The organism is Rhizobium sp. R634 (assembly GCF_002211305.1).
Lineage (GTDB): Bacteria > Pseudomonadota > Alphaproteobacteria > Rhizobiales > Rhizobiaceae > Rhizobium.
In genome coordinates, this window is sequence record NZ_LOKW01000006.1 from 166,759 (window position 1) to 182,592 (window position 15,834).

At 60.9% G+C, this 15,834-nt stretch carries 16 protein-coding genes; 7 read left to right on the plus strand and 9 right to left on the minus strand.

The window, feature by feature from the left end; translation table 11 throughout:
- The first annotated feature begins 2 nt into the window (after window positions 1–2).
- The 3 genes from ATY77_RS10345 (at window position 3) to ATY77_RS10355 (ending at window position 1,528) form a co-directional block, all read left to right on the plus strand.
- Window positions 3–476, plus strand: a complete 474-nt coding sequence (locus tag ATY77_RS10345) for a GNAT family N-acetyltransferase (protein ID WP_088687247.1) — start codon at window positions 3–5, stop codon at window positions 474–476.
- Between the two features lie 102 nt (window positions 477–578).
- Window positions 579–977, plus strand: a complete 399-nt coding sequence (locus ATY77_RS10350) for an NADH:ubiquinone oxidoreductase subunit NDUFA12 (protein ID WP_088675327.1) — start codon at window positions 579–581, stop codon at window positions 975–977.
- 110 nt (window positions 978–1,087) lie between these two features.
- Entirely contained in the window at window positions 1,088–1,528 is a 441-nt protein-coding gene (locus ATY77_RS10355) for a DUF2155 domain-containing protein (protein ID WP_088675328.1), read from the plus strand.
- A gap of 114 nt (window positions 1,529–1,642) precedes the next feature.
- On the opposite strand, the gene ATY77_RS10360 is transcribed toward ATY77_RS10355, so the two are convergent.
- The 6 genes from ATY77_RS10360 to ATY77_RS10385 all read right to left on the minus strand — a co-directional run bounded on the left by ATY77_RS10360 (window position 1,643) and on the right by ATY77_RS10385 (window position 6,478).
- Window positions 1,643–2,572, minus strand: a complete 930-nt coding sequence (locus ATY77_RS10360; RefSeq protein ID WP_088687248.1) for a DUF2167 domain-containing protein — start codon at window positions 2,570–2,572, stop codon at window positions 1,643–1,645.
- A gap of 75 nt (window positions 2,573–2,647) precedes the next feature.
- Window positions 2,648–3,262, minus strand: a complete 615-nt coding sequence (aat, locus tag ATY77_RS10365; RefSeq protein WP_088687249.1) for a leucyl/phenylalanyl-tRNA--protein transferase — start codon at window positions 3,260–3,262, stop codon at window positions 2,648–2,650.
- 7 nt (window positions 3,263–3,269) lie between these two features.
- A complete protein-coding gene (accC, locus tag ATY77_RS10370; protein WP_190233616.1) occupies window positions 3,270–4,625 on the minus strand; it encodes an acetyl-CoA carboxylase biotin carboxylase subunit in 1,356 nt (451 codons plus the stop codon).
- Between the two features lie 4 nt (window positions 4,626–4,629).
- Window positions 4,630–5,100 carry an acetyl-CoA carboxylase biotin carboxyl carrier protein gene (gene accB, locus ATY77_RS10375; protein ID WP_088674184.1) on the minus strand — a complete coding sequence of 157 codons (471 nt, stop codon included), beginning with the start codon at window positions 5,098–5,100 and terminating at the stop codon, window positions 4,630–4,632.
- A 20-nt stretch (window positions 5,101–5,120) separates the two neighbouring features.
- Window positions 5,121–5,558, minus strand: a complete 438-nt coding sequence (gene aroQ, locus ATY77_RS10380; protein ID WP_088687250.1) for a type II 3-dehydroquinate dehydratase — start codon at window positions 5,556–5,558, stop codon at window positions 5,121–5,123.
- Between the two features lie 161 nt (window positions 5,559–5,719).
- A complete protein-coding gene (locus tag ATY77_RS10385) occupies window positions 5,720–6,478 on the minus strand; it encodes a DsbA family protein (protein WP_088687251.1) in 759 nt (252 codons plus the stop codon).
- 204 nt (window positions 6,479–6,682) lie between these two features.
- Here ATY77_RS10385 and ATY77_RS10390 point away from each other — a divergent pair, with 204 nt between their 5' ends.
- On the plus strand, window positions 6,683–7,840 hold the full coding sequence (locus tag ATY77_RS10390) for an aminotransferase class I/II-fold pyridoxal phosphate-dependent enzyme (RefSeq protein WP_088687252.1): 1,158 nt from the start codon (window positions 6,683–6,685) through the stop codon (window positions 7,838–7,840).
- Between the two features lie 8 nt (window positions 7,841–7,848).
- Here the strand turns inward: ATY77_RS10390 and ATY77_RS10395 are convergent, their stop codons facing one another.
- Both ATY77_RS10395 and phaC read right to left on the minus strand, forming a co-directional pair.
- On the minus strand, window positions 7,849–9,192 hold the full coding sequence (locus tag ATY77_RS10395) for a DUF2778 domain-containing protein (RefSeq protein ID WP_088687253.1): 1,344 nt from the start codon (window positions 9,190–9,192) through the stop codon (window positions 7,849–7,851).
- A gap of 206 nt (window positions 9,193–9,398) precedes the next feature.
- The gene (gene phaC, locus ATY77_RS10400; RefSeq protein ID WP_245309751.1) at window positions 9,399–11,258 is read right to left on the minus strand and encodes a class I poly(R)-hydroxyalkanoic acid synthase; all 1,860 of its coding nucleotides are present in this window, start codon (window positions 11,256–11,258) and stop codon (window positions 9,399–9,401) included.
- Window positions 11,259–11,405: 147 nt separating this feature from the next.
- Between phaC and ATY77_RS10405 the strand changes: the two genes are divergently transcribed.
- From ATY77_RS10405 to ATY77_RS10415, 3 genes are all read left to right on the plus strand, one after another.
- Window positions 11,406–11,819, plus strand: coding sequence for a hypothetical protein (locus tag ATY77_RS10405; RefSeq protein ID WP_088674178.1), 414 nt, complete (start codon window positions 11,406–11,408; stop codon window positions 11,817–11,819).
- A 224-nt stretch (window positions 11,820–12,043) separates the two neighbouring features.
- Window positions 12,044–13,261: an LL-diaminopimelate aminotransferase gene (locus ATY77_RS10410; protein WP_088674177.1), complete on the plus strand. Its 1,218-nt coding sequence runs from the start codon at window positions 12,044–12,046 to the stop codon at window positions 13,259–13,261.
- A gap of 61 nt (window positions 13,262–13,322) precedes the next feature.
- A complete protein-coding gene (locus tag ATY77_RS10415) occupies window positions 13,323–14,648 on the plus strand; it encodes a homoserine dehydrogenase (protein WP_088687254.1) in 1,326 nt (441 codons plus the stop codon).
- Window positions 14,649–14,680: 32 nt separating this feature from the next.
- Here the strand turns inward: ATY77_RS10415 and ATY77_RS10420 are convergent, their stop codons facing one another.
- Window positions 14,681–15,832, minus strand: a complete 1,152-nt coding sequence (locus ATY77_RS10420; RefSeq protein WP_088687255.1) for a glycosyltransferase family 2 protein — start codon at window positions 15,830–15,832, stop codon at window positions 14,681–14,683.
- Window positions 15,833–15,834: the final 2 nt, after the last annotated feature.

Consider the following 15,834-nt stretch of genomic DNA (forward strand, 5'->3'; position numbering starts at 1 on the left):
TCGTGAGGATCGAGTTGCCCGATGTTCTCGTTCGCAAAGCGCACAGCGGCGATCTGCCGGCCCTCGTGGCGCTGTTTGCCGCCGATGCGCTCGGCGGCCACGGCGATACGGCGGATCCGGCGGCCTTTCCCGATTACGCCAGGGCCTTCGCCGTCATCGAGGCATCGCCCCACCAGACGCTTTACGTCGCGGAGCGCGATGGCGAGATCGTCGGCACGTTCCAGACGATGGTGACGACCTCTCTGACCGGCCGCGGCTCCTCGGCGATGATCATCCAGGCGGTGCAGACCCGGGAAGACATGCGCGGGCAGGGGATCGGCGCGCTGATGATCGAATTCGCCATCGCCGAGGCAAAAGGCCGCGGTTTGCGGCTGATACAACTGACCTCGAATGTGATCCGCAAGGATGCCCACCGTTTCTATGAAAGGCTCGGCTTCAAGCCCTCGCATCTGGGCTTCAAGATGGCTTTGAAATGACCCGCTCTTCGCGTGGAATCGCTGGACAATTCGGCTTGGCGACGGCATAAGCAGGAAACGAATGGTGTTTGGCTCGCGTCCCGGCGAGCGCAAGGAAAAGACATGTGGAATCTTCTGGTTCAGACCTTCACCTGGTGGAACAGTCAGACGATGGGCACGCGTTTTGCGACCTGGCGTTTTGGCAAGCGTGTCGGAGAGGATGAATTCGGCAACGTCTACTACGAAGGCGGCATGTCTTCCTACGGCCTGCCGAAGCGCTGGGTGATCTACAAGGGTTATGCCGAAGCTTCCGCGATCCCGCCGGGCTGGCATGGCTGGATGCATCATCGCACCGATGTTCCGCCGTCCAAGGAAAACTATACCGCCAAGGAATGGCAGAGGCCGCACCGTCCCAACCTCACGGGTTCATCGCAGGCTTACCGCCCGCCGGGCTCGCTCGCCGCTTCGGGTGAGCGGCCGCGCGTCACCGGCGATTACGACGCCTGGACGCCCGGCAACTGAGACGGCTCGACCGGGCGACCCCAAGCCCGGCTTTTGGCCACAATTGACCTTTACCCGCAGGTTGGCCGCGCCTGATCGCGGCCATGGTTGAAAATTCTGGAGACGGGTACATGAAGCTCTTCACGCGGAACATCGTCCTGCGTGCCGCCGGATCGCTGCTGGCGCTTTCGGCCCTGCTTCCGATGGAGGCGGCAAATGCCGCGCGCATCGATAATCCGGTTGCCGTCTTCTCCGGTCTCGACAAGATTACCGGCCGCATCACCACTTTCGATGTCTATGTCAATGAGACGGTACAGTTCGGCGCGCTGCAGGTGACGCCGAAGGCCTGCTACTCGCGCGATCAGGCCGAAGCGCAGAAGATCGACGGCTTCGTCGAGGTTGATGAAATCACCCTTGATCGCAAGATCCGCCGCATCTTCACCGGCTGGATGTTCGCCGACAGCCCCGGCCTCAACGCCGTCGAGCACCCGATCTACGACGTCTGGCTGAAAGACTGCAAGACGACCTCGGACGTCCCGGCGCCAGGTAACGCCAAGGCACCCGCGCGCTGATCATTGTCACCTGGAGGCGACTTGAAAGCGGTGCGGTAGCTAGCTCCAGCCAATATTGGAAGCGCGGCGCATGCAGCTGATTGATGCGATGCGCCTTGGCCCCAGCCGTAAACCTCATGCGTTGGGTGTTTTATTCCTCGTGAAAAGCCCCTTGGCGAAACGGAGCGCACCGGCGAGCGCAACAACGACGAGGATGCCGGCCTTTTTGAAGAAGGCGAGGGCAAGCGCCAGCAGTCCCACTTTCGCAGCGACCTTGGCGCCCGCGCCGGCAGCGATCATTCCCGCCATGCCATAGGCGGCCATCTTGTCGCCGTCGACATAGTCCGTATAGGCTTTCCCTTTGTCGAACTGCACGAGCTTCGTGACGGTAGGAATGACGTCCTTGATCTCCGGCAGCTGCGCGAGTCCGGCAACGAAATTGAATTGCAATACACCCTCGCGGCCAAGTACGCGCACGGAATAGTTCAGCGTGTGCGGCACTTGCGGATCATCGCCGAACATCAGGTCGCGGGCCCAATGCAAGGCATGCGCGGATGTGTCGTAGTGCGGCAGCGAAGCCCAGCCGACAAGCGTGATCTTTTGGAAACCCTGCTTCTGGCGCTCGACATTATTTTCCCGGATCGAATCCTTGATGTTCTGCAGCAGCTCATCATAATCCGTCGTGGCGGCGTCGGCGTCCGAGACGTAGCCGTCAGCGCTGTATCCGACGATGGAGCCCCAGGACTCTGCATCGGTCGGCGCATATTTCGCCGGGAAAATCATGCCGAGCGTGCCTTCGGCCGCTTCCGCCGGATTTCCCCAGATGTCGACGAGCACCTTTTTCGTATCGGCAGGATTGAGATAATAAAAGTCGGCGGGCACGTTCAGCGTCGCCTTCGCTTCGGGCAGCTTGATCGCGCCCTGCTGAAAATCGAGTTTTTCCAGCAATGGCTTTTCCGCCTCGGAAAAATCGGTCCGGTTCGGAAACATCTCCTGGTAAGGGCGGGCACCGGCCTGGCCCGTGAACAAAGCGAAAAGGAGCGCCGCAGCAAAATATCGTTTCAAAATTCTATCCCCCGTTGCGTTTCCGAACCTATTCAGATCGGCCAAAAAATCAACGCAGGGCTGAAACGATTGCGTTTAAAACTTGAGGTGTGGCGATTCCATCGCTGCGGCCAGCAGAACGGCATAATCGGCCTTCGGCACGTCGATCGCTCCGAATGTTTTCAAATGCTCGGTGGTGAACTGCGTGTCGAGCAGGGTGAAGCCTTTTTCCCGCAACCGGCCGACGAGATGCACCAGGCAGATCTTCGAGGCGTCCGTCCGGCGTGAAAACATGCTTTCGCCGAAGAAGGCCGACCCGAGCGAGACGCCGTAAAGGCCGCCGACCAGTTTGTCACCGTCCCAGGCTTCGACGGTATGGGCATGGCCCATGTCGAAGAGTGTCGAATAGAGCGATCTGATCGTGCTGTTGATCCAGGTGCTCGGGCGGCCGGATGTCTCCTCCGCGCAAGCCGCGATCACGGAATCGAAGTCGTGATCGAAACGGATTTGGAAGGGCTGCCGGCGCACCGTCTTGGCGAGGCTTTTCGACACGTGGAACCGATCGAGCGGCAGCACGCCGCGCAACTCCGGTTCGACCCAGAAGATCTCCGGGTCGTCGGCGGATTCGGCCATCGGGAATAGGCCGATGGAATAGGCGCGCAGGAGGATTTCAGGGGTAATGCCTGGTGACTTCCTGCGCGGTCCTGCCATTCCTGTCCTATGCCGCCGGCGTGTTGGCGAGATGGTGTTCCAGCCAGTGGATGTCGTAATCGCCGTTGGCGATATCCTGGTTGGAGACGAGTTCCTGGAACAGCGGCAGCGTCGTCTTGATGCCGTCGACCACGAATTCATCGAGCGCGCGGCGCAGGCGCATCATGCATTCGACGCGGGTGCGGCCGTGCACGATCAGCTTGCCGATGAGGCTGTCGTAATAGGGCGGGATCTTGTAGCCCTGATAGGCGCCGGAATCGATGCGCACGCCGAGGCCGCCCGGCGCATGGAAATGCGTGATCGTGCCGGGCGAGGGCACGAAAGTGCGCGGATCCTCGGCATTGATGCGGCATTCGATGGCATGGCCGGAAAAATGGATCTCGTCCTGCGTCACCGACAGACCGCCGCCGGAAGCGACGCGGATCTGCTCGTGCACGAGGTCGATGCCGGTGATCGCTTCCGTGATCGGATGCTCGACCTGCAGGCGGGTGTTCATTTCGATGAAATAGAACTCGCCGTTTTCGTAGAGGAATTCGATCGTACCGGCGCCGCGATATTTCAGCTTCTTCATGGCATCGGCGCAGATCTGGCCGATCTTCATGCGCTGCTCGACGTTGAGCGCCGGTGAATTCGCCTCTTCCCAGACCTTCTGATGGCGGCGCTGCAGCGAGCAGTCACGCTCGCCGAGATGGATGGCGTTGCCTTCGCCGTCGCCGAACACCTGGATCTCGATGTGGCGCGGCTTGCCGAGATATTTTTCCATATAGACGGCATCGTTGCCGAAGGCGGCGGCCGCTTCCGTGCGCGCCGTCGACCAGGCTTCGATCAAGTCGGCTTCGCTCTTGGCGACTTTCATGCCGCGTCCGCCGCCGCCGGCTGTCGCCTTGATGAGCACGGGATAGCCGATTTCGGCGGCCGTCCTCAACGCATCCTCTTCGGTCTTCACTTCGCCGTCCGAGCCCGGAACTACGGGGATGCCGAGTTCCAGCGCCGTCGTCTTGGCGGTTATCTTGTCGCCCATGATGCGGATGTGCTCCGCCGTCGGGCCGATGAAGGTGATGCCATGGGCATCGAGGATATCGGCGAACTTGGCATTCTCCGACAGAAAGCCATAGCCCGGATGCACGGCATCGGCCCCAGTGATCTCGCAGGCCGCGACGATCTGGTGGATGTTCAGATAGCTCTCGCGCGAGGATGGCGGACCGATGCAGACGCTTTCGTCGGCGAGGCGCACATGCATGGCATCGGCGTCGGCGGTGGAATGAACCACGACGCAGGCGATGCCGAGCTCCTTGCAGGCTCGGAGCACGCGAAGGGCAATTTCCCCGCGATTGGCAATGAGGATTTTCGAAATCATGGGCATCGACCTATTCGATGACGACGAGGGCTTGGCCGTATTCGACGGGATGTCCGTCATCGACGAGGATCTCGGTCACCTTGCCGGATTTCGGCGAAGGGATCTGGTTCATCGTTTTCATCGCTTCGATGATGATGAGCGTCTGGCCTTCCTTGACGGTCGCGCCGACCTCGATGAAGGGACGTGCGCCCGGAGCCGGCGCCATGTAGACGGTGCCGACCATCGGTGCATTGACCACGTTGGCCGGGTTGCGGCCGGGCGCTGCGGCCGGAGCGGCAGTTGCTGCTGCCGGGGCGGCGGCGGGCGCGGCAAAGGCCGGTGCTGCGATCGGCGCCTGGACGTATTGCATCGCGCCGGCGCGCGAAACGCGGATGCGCAGGTCGTCCTGCTCGACCTCAATTTCGGTCAGATCCGTGTCGTTGAGGATGTTGGCGAGATCGCGGATCAGTGCCTGATCGATACCCGATTTCTTTTCAGCCATGGTGTTGCCCTGTCTTCTTCTTATGCCGTGATGTTCTTCAGCGCGTGGAGCGCCAGGATGTAGCTGTGAGGCCCGAAGCCGCAAATCACGCCCTTGCATGCCGGCGCGATCATCGACTTGTGGCGGAATTCTTCCCGTGCATGGACGTTGGATATGTGGAGTTCGACGACGGGAATGGAAATAGCGCGGATCGCATCATGGAGCGCAACCGATGTATGCGTGTAGGCGCCCGCGTTGATGGCAACGCCGGCGGCCTTTTCGTCCGCCTCATGGAACCAGTCCACAAGCGTGCCTTCGTGGTTGCTCTGGCGGAAATCGATATCGAAGCCGAGTTCACGGCCGGCGGCCTTGCAGTCCGCCTCGATGTCCTTGAGCGTCTTGCCGCCATAAATGCCGGGCTCTCTTTTACCCAGCATGTTCAGGTTGGGGCCGTTCAGGACAAAAATCGTTTGCGTCATCGAATGTTCCGTAAAATGCACGACGGCAACCTATAGACTCCGCGAACGCTGAATGAAAGCCCTTACGGCTGGACCGGCGGGAATCGCGCCACATTTGTCCACATGGCTGAAACGCTTCGATCTTGGCGATTTGATGAGAGGCCGGCCGGCGGCCCGCCTGCTCAGCAGGCGGTCTTGCCGCAACTGCGCATGTTCTTGACCTTGCTTTCGAGATCGTCGAGCCCGACTGCACCCGGCACGAGTTCGGTGCCGATCACATAGGAGGGCGTGCCGCTGATGCCGAGGCTGGAGGCGAGCTGGTAGGTCGCCTGAACGATTTCGTCATTCGGGCTCTTCGCCATCTCGGCGCGGAGCTTGTCTTCGCTGACGCCGAGAGTGCTCGCGACCGCGATCGCGCTGTCTTCCGACGCGCGGCCTTCGCTGCTGAGAAGGGCGACGTGGAAATCGGCGTATTTCTCCGGCGCGACCTTGCGGAAAGCATCGGCGACCTTGTGGGCGGCGACCGAGTCCGGCCCCAGGATCGGAAATTCCTTGAGCACGAAGCGGACATTCTTGTCCTTCTTCAGCATCGCCTGCATGTCGGGAAGCGCATGGCGGCAATAGCTGCAGTTATAATCGAAGAATTCGACGACCGTGACATCGCCCTTCGGGTTGCCGAGGATGACGTCGTTCTTCGATTCGAAGATATCGGTGCTGTTCTCTTCGATCGCCATGTTGGCCTTCACCAGCCGCGCGGCTTCCTGCTTCTTCTGCAGCGCTTCCTGGACATCGAGCATGATCTCGGGATTCTCGATCAGATACTGCTTAATGAATTCGCCGAATTCCTTCTTCTGCTGGTCGTCGAGCGCTGCCGCCGGAAAGGGAAGGGCGACCGATGCAACAAGCGCCACTGCGGTGAAGGTTTTCGAGAAGAAGGCCATGATATCCTCGTCATCGGCGGTGCGGTCCTGGTCGCAAAGACCGTCGCCGGGTTATGGACTTGAACGCGTTGCGTCAAGGTACGGCGCGTCGGGTTCTGCTCAAACAGGAATTTTCATCCCTGCGCGACCCTCGCGGGATTGTGATGAGCCGATTAATGCGGCAATTGTCTGGCCGTCATCGAAGAAGCCGAGCGAGAAGCGAACTTGTTTTCCATATCGAAACGCAGCGAAGTCGAGCCTTTTCACGCCATGGATGTCCTGGCGGAGGCGACGAAGCGGCGTGCGGGCGGGCATCCCGTCATCTCCATGGCAGTCGGCCAGCCCTCTCATCCCGCACCCGAGGCTGCTCTCAAAGCTGCGCGCGAAGCGCTTGCCGAAGGGCGGATCGGCTACACGGACGCGCTGGGAACGGCGCGGCTGAAATCGGCGCTTTCCCTCCACTACAGGGATCGGCACGGCCTGGAAATCGATCCGGCGCGGATCGCGGTCACCACAGGTTCTTCGGCCGGTTTCAATCTCGCTTTCCTGTCGCTCTTCGACACCGGCGATTCGGTCGCGATCGCAAGGCCTGGTTATCCGGCCTATCGCAATATCCTCGGCGCTCTGGGTCTGAAGGTCGTCGAGGTGCCGGTAACGGCCGAAACCCATTTCACCCTGACGCCCGAAAGCCTCGATGCGGCGCAAAGGGAAAGCGGCGTGAGGCTGAAAGGCGTGCTGCTCGCCAGCCCCGCCAATCCGACCGGCACGGTGACCGGCCGCGACGGGCTGAAAGCGCTTGCGGATTACTGTGCGGCGAACTCCATCGCCTTCATCTCCGATGAAATCTATCACGGGCTGACCTTCGCGGGAGAGGAGGCGAGCGCTTTGGAGCTGACGGACGAGGCGATCGTCATCAACTCCTTCTCGAAATATTATTGCATGACCGGCTGGCGAATCGGCTGGATGGTGCTGCCGGAACGCTTGGTCCGGCCGATCGAGCGTGTGGCGCAGAGCCTTTATATCTCGCCCCCCGAACTTTCCCAGATCGCCGCCACTGCCGCTCTCGGCGCGCATGAAGAACTCGATGGCGTCAAGGCAAGTTATGCCGCAAACCGAAATCTGCTGCTCGACCGCCTGCCGCAGATCGGCCTGGCGCCTGCTTCACCGATGGACGGCGCCTTCTATGCCTATGTCGATGTTTCCAGATTCACCAATGACAGCATGGGCTTTGCCAAACGCATGCTCGCCGAAATCAATGTCGCCGCAACGCCGGGCCTCGATTTCGATCCGTTGGAAGGACATCGCACGCTGCGTTTGTCTTACGCAGGCTCTCAAGCGGAGATCGCCGAAGCGGTGGAGCGAATAGCAGTTTGGTTGAAGTAGCCTGCCGGTCAGCTACGTGACGAAAACAAAGAGGCGAGCGTCGAGCCCGGCTTGTTGTTCAGCCGCGGCACGACCACAAGCTGCTTGATGTCACCGCGCTTGAAGGCGGCCAGGAAGCGCTTGTAATCCTTGAAGGATACGCAGCCGTTGGAATCGCCGTTCTTGCCGAGCATATAGGTGTGGGCAAGCAGGCCGACGCGATCGAAGATGGCGTCCGAGCCCTCGACCGGCGTCAGCCGGATCGCTTCGACGCCATGGAAAAGGCTCTCGCGCATGGTGAGGACATAGGTGTGCGGCGGCGTCGGTCCGCGCATCTTCTTGTCGGCGAAGCGCGGCTTGTCGCGCATCTTGCCAAGTCCGGAATGGGCTTCCAGCCGTTCGCCGTTCGGCAGATAGACGGTGCTGTTTTCGATATCGTAGATCGCGACACCTGCGCGCAGTTTCGGCGAGAAGAGCGGCTTGTCGTAGCGCGGTACGGCATCGTCCTCGTCATCTTCGATCGGCGCGTTCGGCTGGGCATAGGCAAGCGCAGGCTCGGCAGAGCGCTGAGCACCCTTGGCGGCCGGCGCCGGTTTGCCGATGAGTCCATCAGGACGCGCCATCGGAAGCGGCACCGAACCGGCATCCGGCGCCAGCACGAGATCGAACGGCTGTTGCTCTTCGGCCTCGGCGACGACGACCGGCGCTGGATTTTCCTGCGGCTGCGATGCCGTCTTGGCGGAAAGTGCCGCCGGCTCGACCGGTGCCGGCGCAATCTGCTTCGATCCCGCATCGGCAAGTGCGAGCAGGGAAGGAAGTTCGACGGCTGCGACAGTTTCCTTGGACGGAATGATGATGCGGTCTTCGTTTTCCCCATCGGTCTCGACTTGCGCAACTTCCGGCGAGGAGGTGACGATATCGTCCTTGGCGAATTTGGCGGTATCGGCGGGCGCGGCGGCAACGGCGACCGCCGGTTCGCCAGCTGTAAGGAGTCGGCTGTTTTTCGCAAGCGCCAGCGATGCCGTCGCGGCAGCATTGGTCTTTTTTGCATGCGAATGGATGAGGTCGGCCGTCAGGGCGACCACCGGCTTGGCATCGAAGGCCGCCAGGCGATCGGCTTTGCCCACATGGATCAGTCGTTCAGGCTTCGCTGCCGGCTTGAGCTTCGGCGCTGATACAAGCTGCGTGAAGCTGTCGGACGGAGAAGCCGGCACGCTCACTGAATGCATTGTCGCGAAGGTCGCGATCAGCCATGTGGAGGTCAGAAGTCCGGCGCCGACGACACCGTAAAAAAAACCGCGAGATCTGCGCGAACGCAGAGCAGATCCGCTAAGAGGGGCGACGTTATCCAACGTCCCGACCGCAAACGCCATACTACACTCGTCTTTCAAACTCGCTACGCAGGCCGGCGGCACTGACTGACAAAACTTCGCCGGGGCCGGTAAAGGCGCAAATGGGCCGAATTTAGACCAAATGCGACTTGCCGACTGTTTCGCAAGGATGACGAATTATGGTTTCTAATTTGTTTACGCGGCGCGGCTGTTTTCGCAGCCGTCTCGAAAAGAGATAGGTGGCCTTTTCAGGCCCGTTCCATCACGTAACTTCCCGGCGCTTCCTCGATCGCGTTCAACGCATCGCCGCCGGGTTTGCGCGCGGGCACGCGTCTGCCATCTTGCGTCTCGATCCAGGCCTGCCAATGAGGCCACCACGACCCCGGCGTCTCGGTCGCCTGTTCGAGCCAGTTTTCGTAGTCCCCTTTGGCAGGACCGCCCGTCCAGAATTGATATTTCTTCTTGTCGGGCGGATTAACGACGCCGGCGATATGTCCCGAGCCGGTGACGACGAATTCCACCTTGCCGCCGAAGAACTGGCTGCCGAGGAAGACGGACTTGGCGGGGGCGATGTGATCCTCGCGGGTGGCGAGATTGTAGATCGGGATTTTCACGTCCTTCAGCGACACGGATTTGCCGTCGAGGATCATCTCATTCTGTGTCAGCGCGTTCCTGAGATAGCAGTTGCGCAGGTAGAAGGCATGATTTGCCGCCGCCATGCGGGTCGAATCGGCGTTCCAGAACAAGAGGTCGAAGGGCAGGGGCTCCTGGCCCTTGAGGTAGTTGTTGACGAAATAAGGCCAGATCAGCTCGGAAGCGCGCAGCATGTTGAAGGCCATCGACATCTTCGAACCGTCGAGATAGCCGGCCGACTTCATATGCGCGTCGAGCGCGGCAAGCTGCTCCTCGTCGACGAAAACCTTGAGATCGCCGGCATGGGTGAAATCGACCTGGGTGGTGAAGAGCGTGGCCGTCTTGATGCGCTTGTTTTTTTCCTTGGCGTGCAATGCCAGCGTTGCCGCCAGCAGCGTGCCGCCGACGCAGTAGCCGACGGCGTTGACTTCCTTCTCGCCGGTCGCCTTCTCGATTGTATCAAGCGCGAAATCGATGCCTTCGCGGGCATAGGCGCCCCAGTCCTTCTCGGCGTGGCGCGCATCCGGGTTCACCCAGGAAATGACGAAGACGCTCTGGCCCTGGTCGACGCACCATTTGATGAAGGATTTCTGCGGATTGAGGTCGAGAATATAGAACTTGTTGATCCACGGCGGGCAGATCAGCAGCGGCCGCTTCAGCACTGTTTCCGTCGATGCCTCGTATTGGATGATCTGGCAGATGTCGTTCTGGGCGATCACTTTGCCCGGGGTCAGCGCCATGTCCCGGCCGACGGCGAATTTGGTCATATCGGTCTGGCGGATGCGGAGATCGCCGTTTCCGGCGGCGATGTCCTCAGCGAGCATCTTCATGCCGCGCACCAGGTTTTCGCCGCTGGTCGCGATCGTCTCGCGATAGAGCTGCGGATTGGTGGCGACGAAATTGGTCGGCGAAAGCGCTGCCGTGATCTGCTTCACATAAAAGCCGGCTTTATGCTTGGTGTGCTCGTCGAGGCCATCGGTCTCCGACACCATCTTCTCGGCCCAATCGGTCGTGACGAAATAGGCCTGGCGCAGAAAATCGAAGAAAGGGTTCTTCTGCCAGTCCTCATCCGCGAAGCGCTTGTCCTTGCGGGTGTCGGGCTCGGGCGGCAAGGGCTCGCCCTGCATGGCCTGCATGCGCTGCATCGAGCGCATCCAGATGCCGAAGAACGAGGACATCAGCTGCGTCTGCGCCTCAAGGGTGCGGCGCGGATCGGAAATCCAGTATTCGGTGACCTTGGAGAGCGTTTTGACCATGTCGGTCATCGGATCGACAACGGTGTCGGCGATCTCGCCGCGCTCGCGCGGCGCAAGCCATGCCGCGGCGGCTTTCCCGAGATTTTCGAGCGCCCGGGCGAAATTCATCGTCATGGCCTCTGGATCCTTCAACAGATAAGGATCGAGATCGGTCGCGTCGAAACCGGCTTTGCCGCCACTCTTCTGGCCGCCACTCTCCTGCTTGCTGTCGGTCACCATTTCCTCCGGCGGCAGCACTCTTTTTATCCGTTTGTTGTACATCGTGACCGAGCGAGAAAACAAGTTCCACCCGCATCGGCTCGTGCTATTGCTTTGTGGCTGCGACAAATTTAACAGTCGAAGCAGTCAGAACTGGATTTTTGAGGCATGACGAACAACAGCATCCGGCGCATCGCAACCTTCAACCGCACCGCACTGATCTGCGCCGCGGCGGCGATGGCGCTTGCCGGATGCAATCTGACCGCGGAAGAGAAGGCGGCAGCCGCGGCCAAGCGAGCGGCCCCGACCGCCGTCGTCATGCCGGCCACCAAGGGCGAAGCGGTCGAAGGCGGGCTTGCGAAGTCGCCGGACGGTTATCCGAATTTCGGCGCGCCGCTGACGGCTGCCAACGTGCAGATGAGCGACGAGCAGGCGGCCGAATTGCAGCATCAGCTGACCGCACTCGCCGCTCGGCGCAAGACCGGCGCGATCTCGGAAGCCGAATATCAGGCCAAGGTCGCCGAGATGCGCCGGCTCGCCGCCGAACACGGCACCGAGACGCTCTCCGAAATCTCCAAATAAACCTTGCCTTTCAGGCAATTTGGACGCAAAGCCTTCGACAGGGATCGGAAGATGCAATTTTCCCGATAATGCGTGCCAGCGCGGCCTTTCCGTCAAAGATTTGCCGCGTGACTTGGGTCTGATGTGAATACGGCGTTGCGATTCTGAAGTTCGTGTCGCAGCCGCCGGGAGACGGAACGAACTTCGACCGCGGCCCGAAATGCCGCCTTTCCATGGGGAATGAAATGGAAGAGTTTCACAAAGTCCGGCGTTTGCCGCCTTATGTTTTCGAACAGGTCAACCGTTTGAAAGCAAGCGCGCGAGCGGGCGGCGCCGATATCATCGATCTCGGCATGGGAAACCCTGACCTTCCCACTCCCCAGTCGATCGTCGACAAGCTGTGCGAGGTCGTGCAGGATCCGCGCACTCACCGTTACTCCTCCTCCAAGGGCATTCCGGGCCTGCGCCGCGCCCAGGCTGCCTATTATGCTCGCCGTTTCGGCGTCAAGCTCAATCCGGATACCCAGGTCGTCGCCACCTTGGGGTCCAAGGAAGGCTTCGCCAATATGGCGCAGGCGATCACCGCGCCCGGCGACGTCATCCTCTGCCCGAACCCGACCTACCCGATCCACGCCTTCGGTTTCCTGATGGCAGGCGGCGTGATCCGCTCCATGTCGGTCGAACCGGACGAGAGCTTCTTCCCGCCGCTCGAGCGTGCCGTCAAGCATTCGATCCCGAAGCCCCTGGCGCTGATCCTCAACTATCCCTCGAACCCGACGGCCCTCGTCGCGACGCTCGATTTCTACAAGGACGTCGTCGCCTTCGCCAAGAAGCATGACATCATCGTGCTTTCCGACCTTGCCTATTCCGAGATCTACTTCGACGGCGCTCCGCCGCCGTCGGTTCTCGAAGTGCCGGGTGCAATGGATGTGACGGTCGAGTTTACCTCGATGTCGAAGACCTTCTCCATGCCCGGCTGGCGCATGGGCTTTGCCGTCGGCAACGAGCGGCTGATCGCCGCTTTGACCCGCGTCAAGTCCTATCTCGACTACGGCGCCTTCACGCCGATCCAGGTCGCGGCGACCCACGCGCTGAACGGCGATGGTTCCGACATTGCGGAAGTCCGCAACGTCTATAAGCGTCGCCGCGACGTCATGGTCGAAAGCTTCGGCAAAGCCGGTTTCGACGTGCCGCCGCCGGCTGCCACCATGTTCGCCTGGGCCAAGATCCCGGAAAAGTTCCGTCACCTCGGCTCGCTTGAGTTTTCCAAGCTGCTGGTCGAGAAGGCCGACGTCGCCGTTGCCCCGGGCATCGGCTTCGGCGAGCAGGGAGACGACTACGTTCGTCTGGCGCTTGTCGAAAATGAACACCGCATCCGCCAGGCTGCGCGCAACATCAAGAAGTTCATGTCGACGGCGGACGAAACGATGCATAACGTCATTTCGCTGAACGCACACCGCTAATCCAACTCTCCGGCAGCCGCCGTCCGCGGCTGCCGCCACACAGATATTTCAGGATCGATCCATGGCAGATGCCCTCAAAATCGGCATTGCGGGCTTGGGCACCGTTGGCGCCTCGCTTGTCCGCATCATTCAGCAGAAGAGCAACGAGCTTGCCGTCACCTGCGGGCGTCCGATCACGATTACGGCGGTCTCTGCGCGCGACAAGACGCGGGATCGCGGCGTCGATCTTTCAGGTGTCACCTGGTTCGACCGGCCGGAAGAGCTTGCCGAAAAGGGTGACATCGACGTCTTCGTCGAATTGATGGGCGGCGCCGAAGGTGCGGCCAACGTCTCTGTGCGCACGGCACTGCAGCGCGGTCTCCATGTGGTGACAGCCAACAAGGCGCTGCTTGCCTATCACGGCGTCGAGCTTGCGGCGATCGCGGAAGAGAAGGGCTCGCTCCTGAACTTCGAGGCGGCGGTCGCCGGCGGTATCCCCGTCATCAAGGCGCTGCGTGAATCGCTGACCGGCAATGCCGTTTCGCGCATCTACGGCATCATGAACGGCACCTGCAATTACATCCTGACCAAGATGGAGAAGGAGGGGCTGTCCTTCGCCGAATGCCTCAAGGAAGCGCAGCGGCTGGGTTATGCCGAGGCCGATCCTGCCTTCGACATCGAGGGCAATGACACGGCCCACAAGCTTGCCATCCTGACGACGCTCGCCTTCGGCAATCGCATCGCGGCCGATGACATCTATCTCGAAGGCATCACCAATATCTCGATCGAGGATATCCACGCTGCGGCCGAACTCGGCTACCGCATCAAGCTGTTAGGCGTTGCCCAGCGCACCGATACCGGCATAGAGCAGCGCGTGCATCCGACCATGGTGCCGGTCGATTCGGTCATCGCCCAGGTCGACGGCGTCACCAATGCGGTGGCGATCGAATCCGACGTGCTCGGCGAACTGCTGATGGTCGGCCCCGGCGCCGGCGGCAATTCCACGGCTTCGTCGGTGCTTGGCGATATCGCCGATATCGCCAAAAGCCAGCCGGGCGCCCAGCGCGTGCCGGTGCTCGGCCATCCCGCAAAGGCGCTGGAGCCTTACCGCAAGGCGCAGATGCAGAGCCATGAGGGCGGCTATTTCATTCGCCTGACCGTGCTCGACCGCACCGGCGTCTTTGCGAGCGTCGCCACCCGCATGGCCGAAAACCACATCTCGCTGGAATCGATCGTCCAGCGTTCCAAGCAGCATCTGGCGCCGTCGCACCACCAGACGATCATCCTCGTCACCCACGCGACGACCGAAGAGTCGGTGCGCAGGGCAGTCGCCTCTATCAAGTCGGAAGGTTATCTTTTCGGCGAGCCGCAGGTCATTCGTATCGAGCGGCCGAAAGAGGAAGGCTGAGTTCAGGCGGAGACGGAAGAACCCGCTCGATATCAGAGAGCGAATGGGTCGCCATCGCCGATCGGCCCATTCCCGGTGAAAGACCTGCCGCGTTTCTGCTGGCGGTGCGAGATGTCGAGCGCCTGATCGACTTCAGAAAGCTGCATCAAGAGCTTTTTCGTTCGAAAGCTCGACAGGCCGGCACCTAAAGGCGCGTGCGGATCCAGCTGATCGAATCTCATGAGATTTTTTGGGGTCGTTACCAGCTTCGACCGCATCCTGTTTGCCGCCCTGCGCAGTTTTGACAGGATCAAGCCGAAGAAGACGATGCAGGCGAGGCGTGGGCTGAAACGGAAGATCTGCTTCAGCGAACTGGCCGCGTTTTTCCAGTTCTTCGCTGCGGTGAATTTGGAAAAGGCATAGAGATGAACCGATGCGAAGGCGCAATCGACGACCCATCGCGGAAGCTGCAGATTGCGGGCCATGGCGCCTTCGTACACCGCCAGAAGGGATCGGGCCATTCTGGAACTGTCGGAAGACATGGCGGCCGAATGAATCCGGTATCCTACCAGACCGAGGGGGACAGCCTCGATCTTGAACGCTTCGGCCACGCGTAGCTCGTAATCAAGATCCTCACAGCCGCCGATCCCGCGTTCCGCATAGCTCGGGTCATAGCCGCCCACCGCGTCATAAACCGCGCGGCGGATCATCAGGCCGCTGCCGTTTCCGACGAAGCGGAAGATGAGATGACGGGCCAAGACCATTCCCCTCGCGCTCAGGCCGGAGCTGGCCTTGGTGCAATAGCCCTCGGAATCGATGATGCGGTGAAGGGCGTATACGGCGCCCCAGTCGGAGGGCAGGGGATGAAGGGCCGACAACAAGGTCTCGACATAGGAGGGGTGCCAGAGGTCATCCGCATCCACGAAGGCGACATAATCGGATGTCGAGGCCTCGATGCCGATGTTGCGCGCTGTCGCCACGCCTCGATTTTCCGTCGAAATGATGCGGACCCGGGGATCGTCCGCTGCGATCTGACGACAGATATCCGGAGTGCTGTCCGTGGAGCCGTCGTCGATGATGAGAATTTCGAGCTTTGCGTGTGTCTGCTCTCTCACCGATTGAAGCGTGGACGCAATATAGCGCGCCGCATTATAGGCGGGGATGATGACCGAAACCGGTATTTCAGAGAGAGAGGAGGCTTCCATCC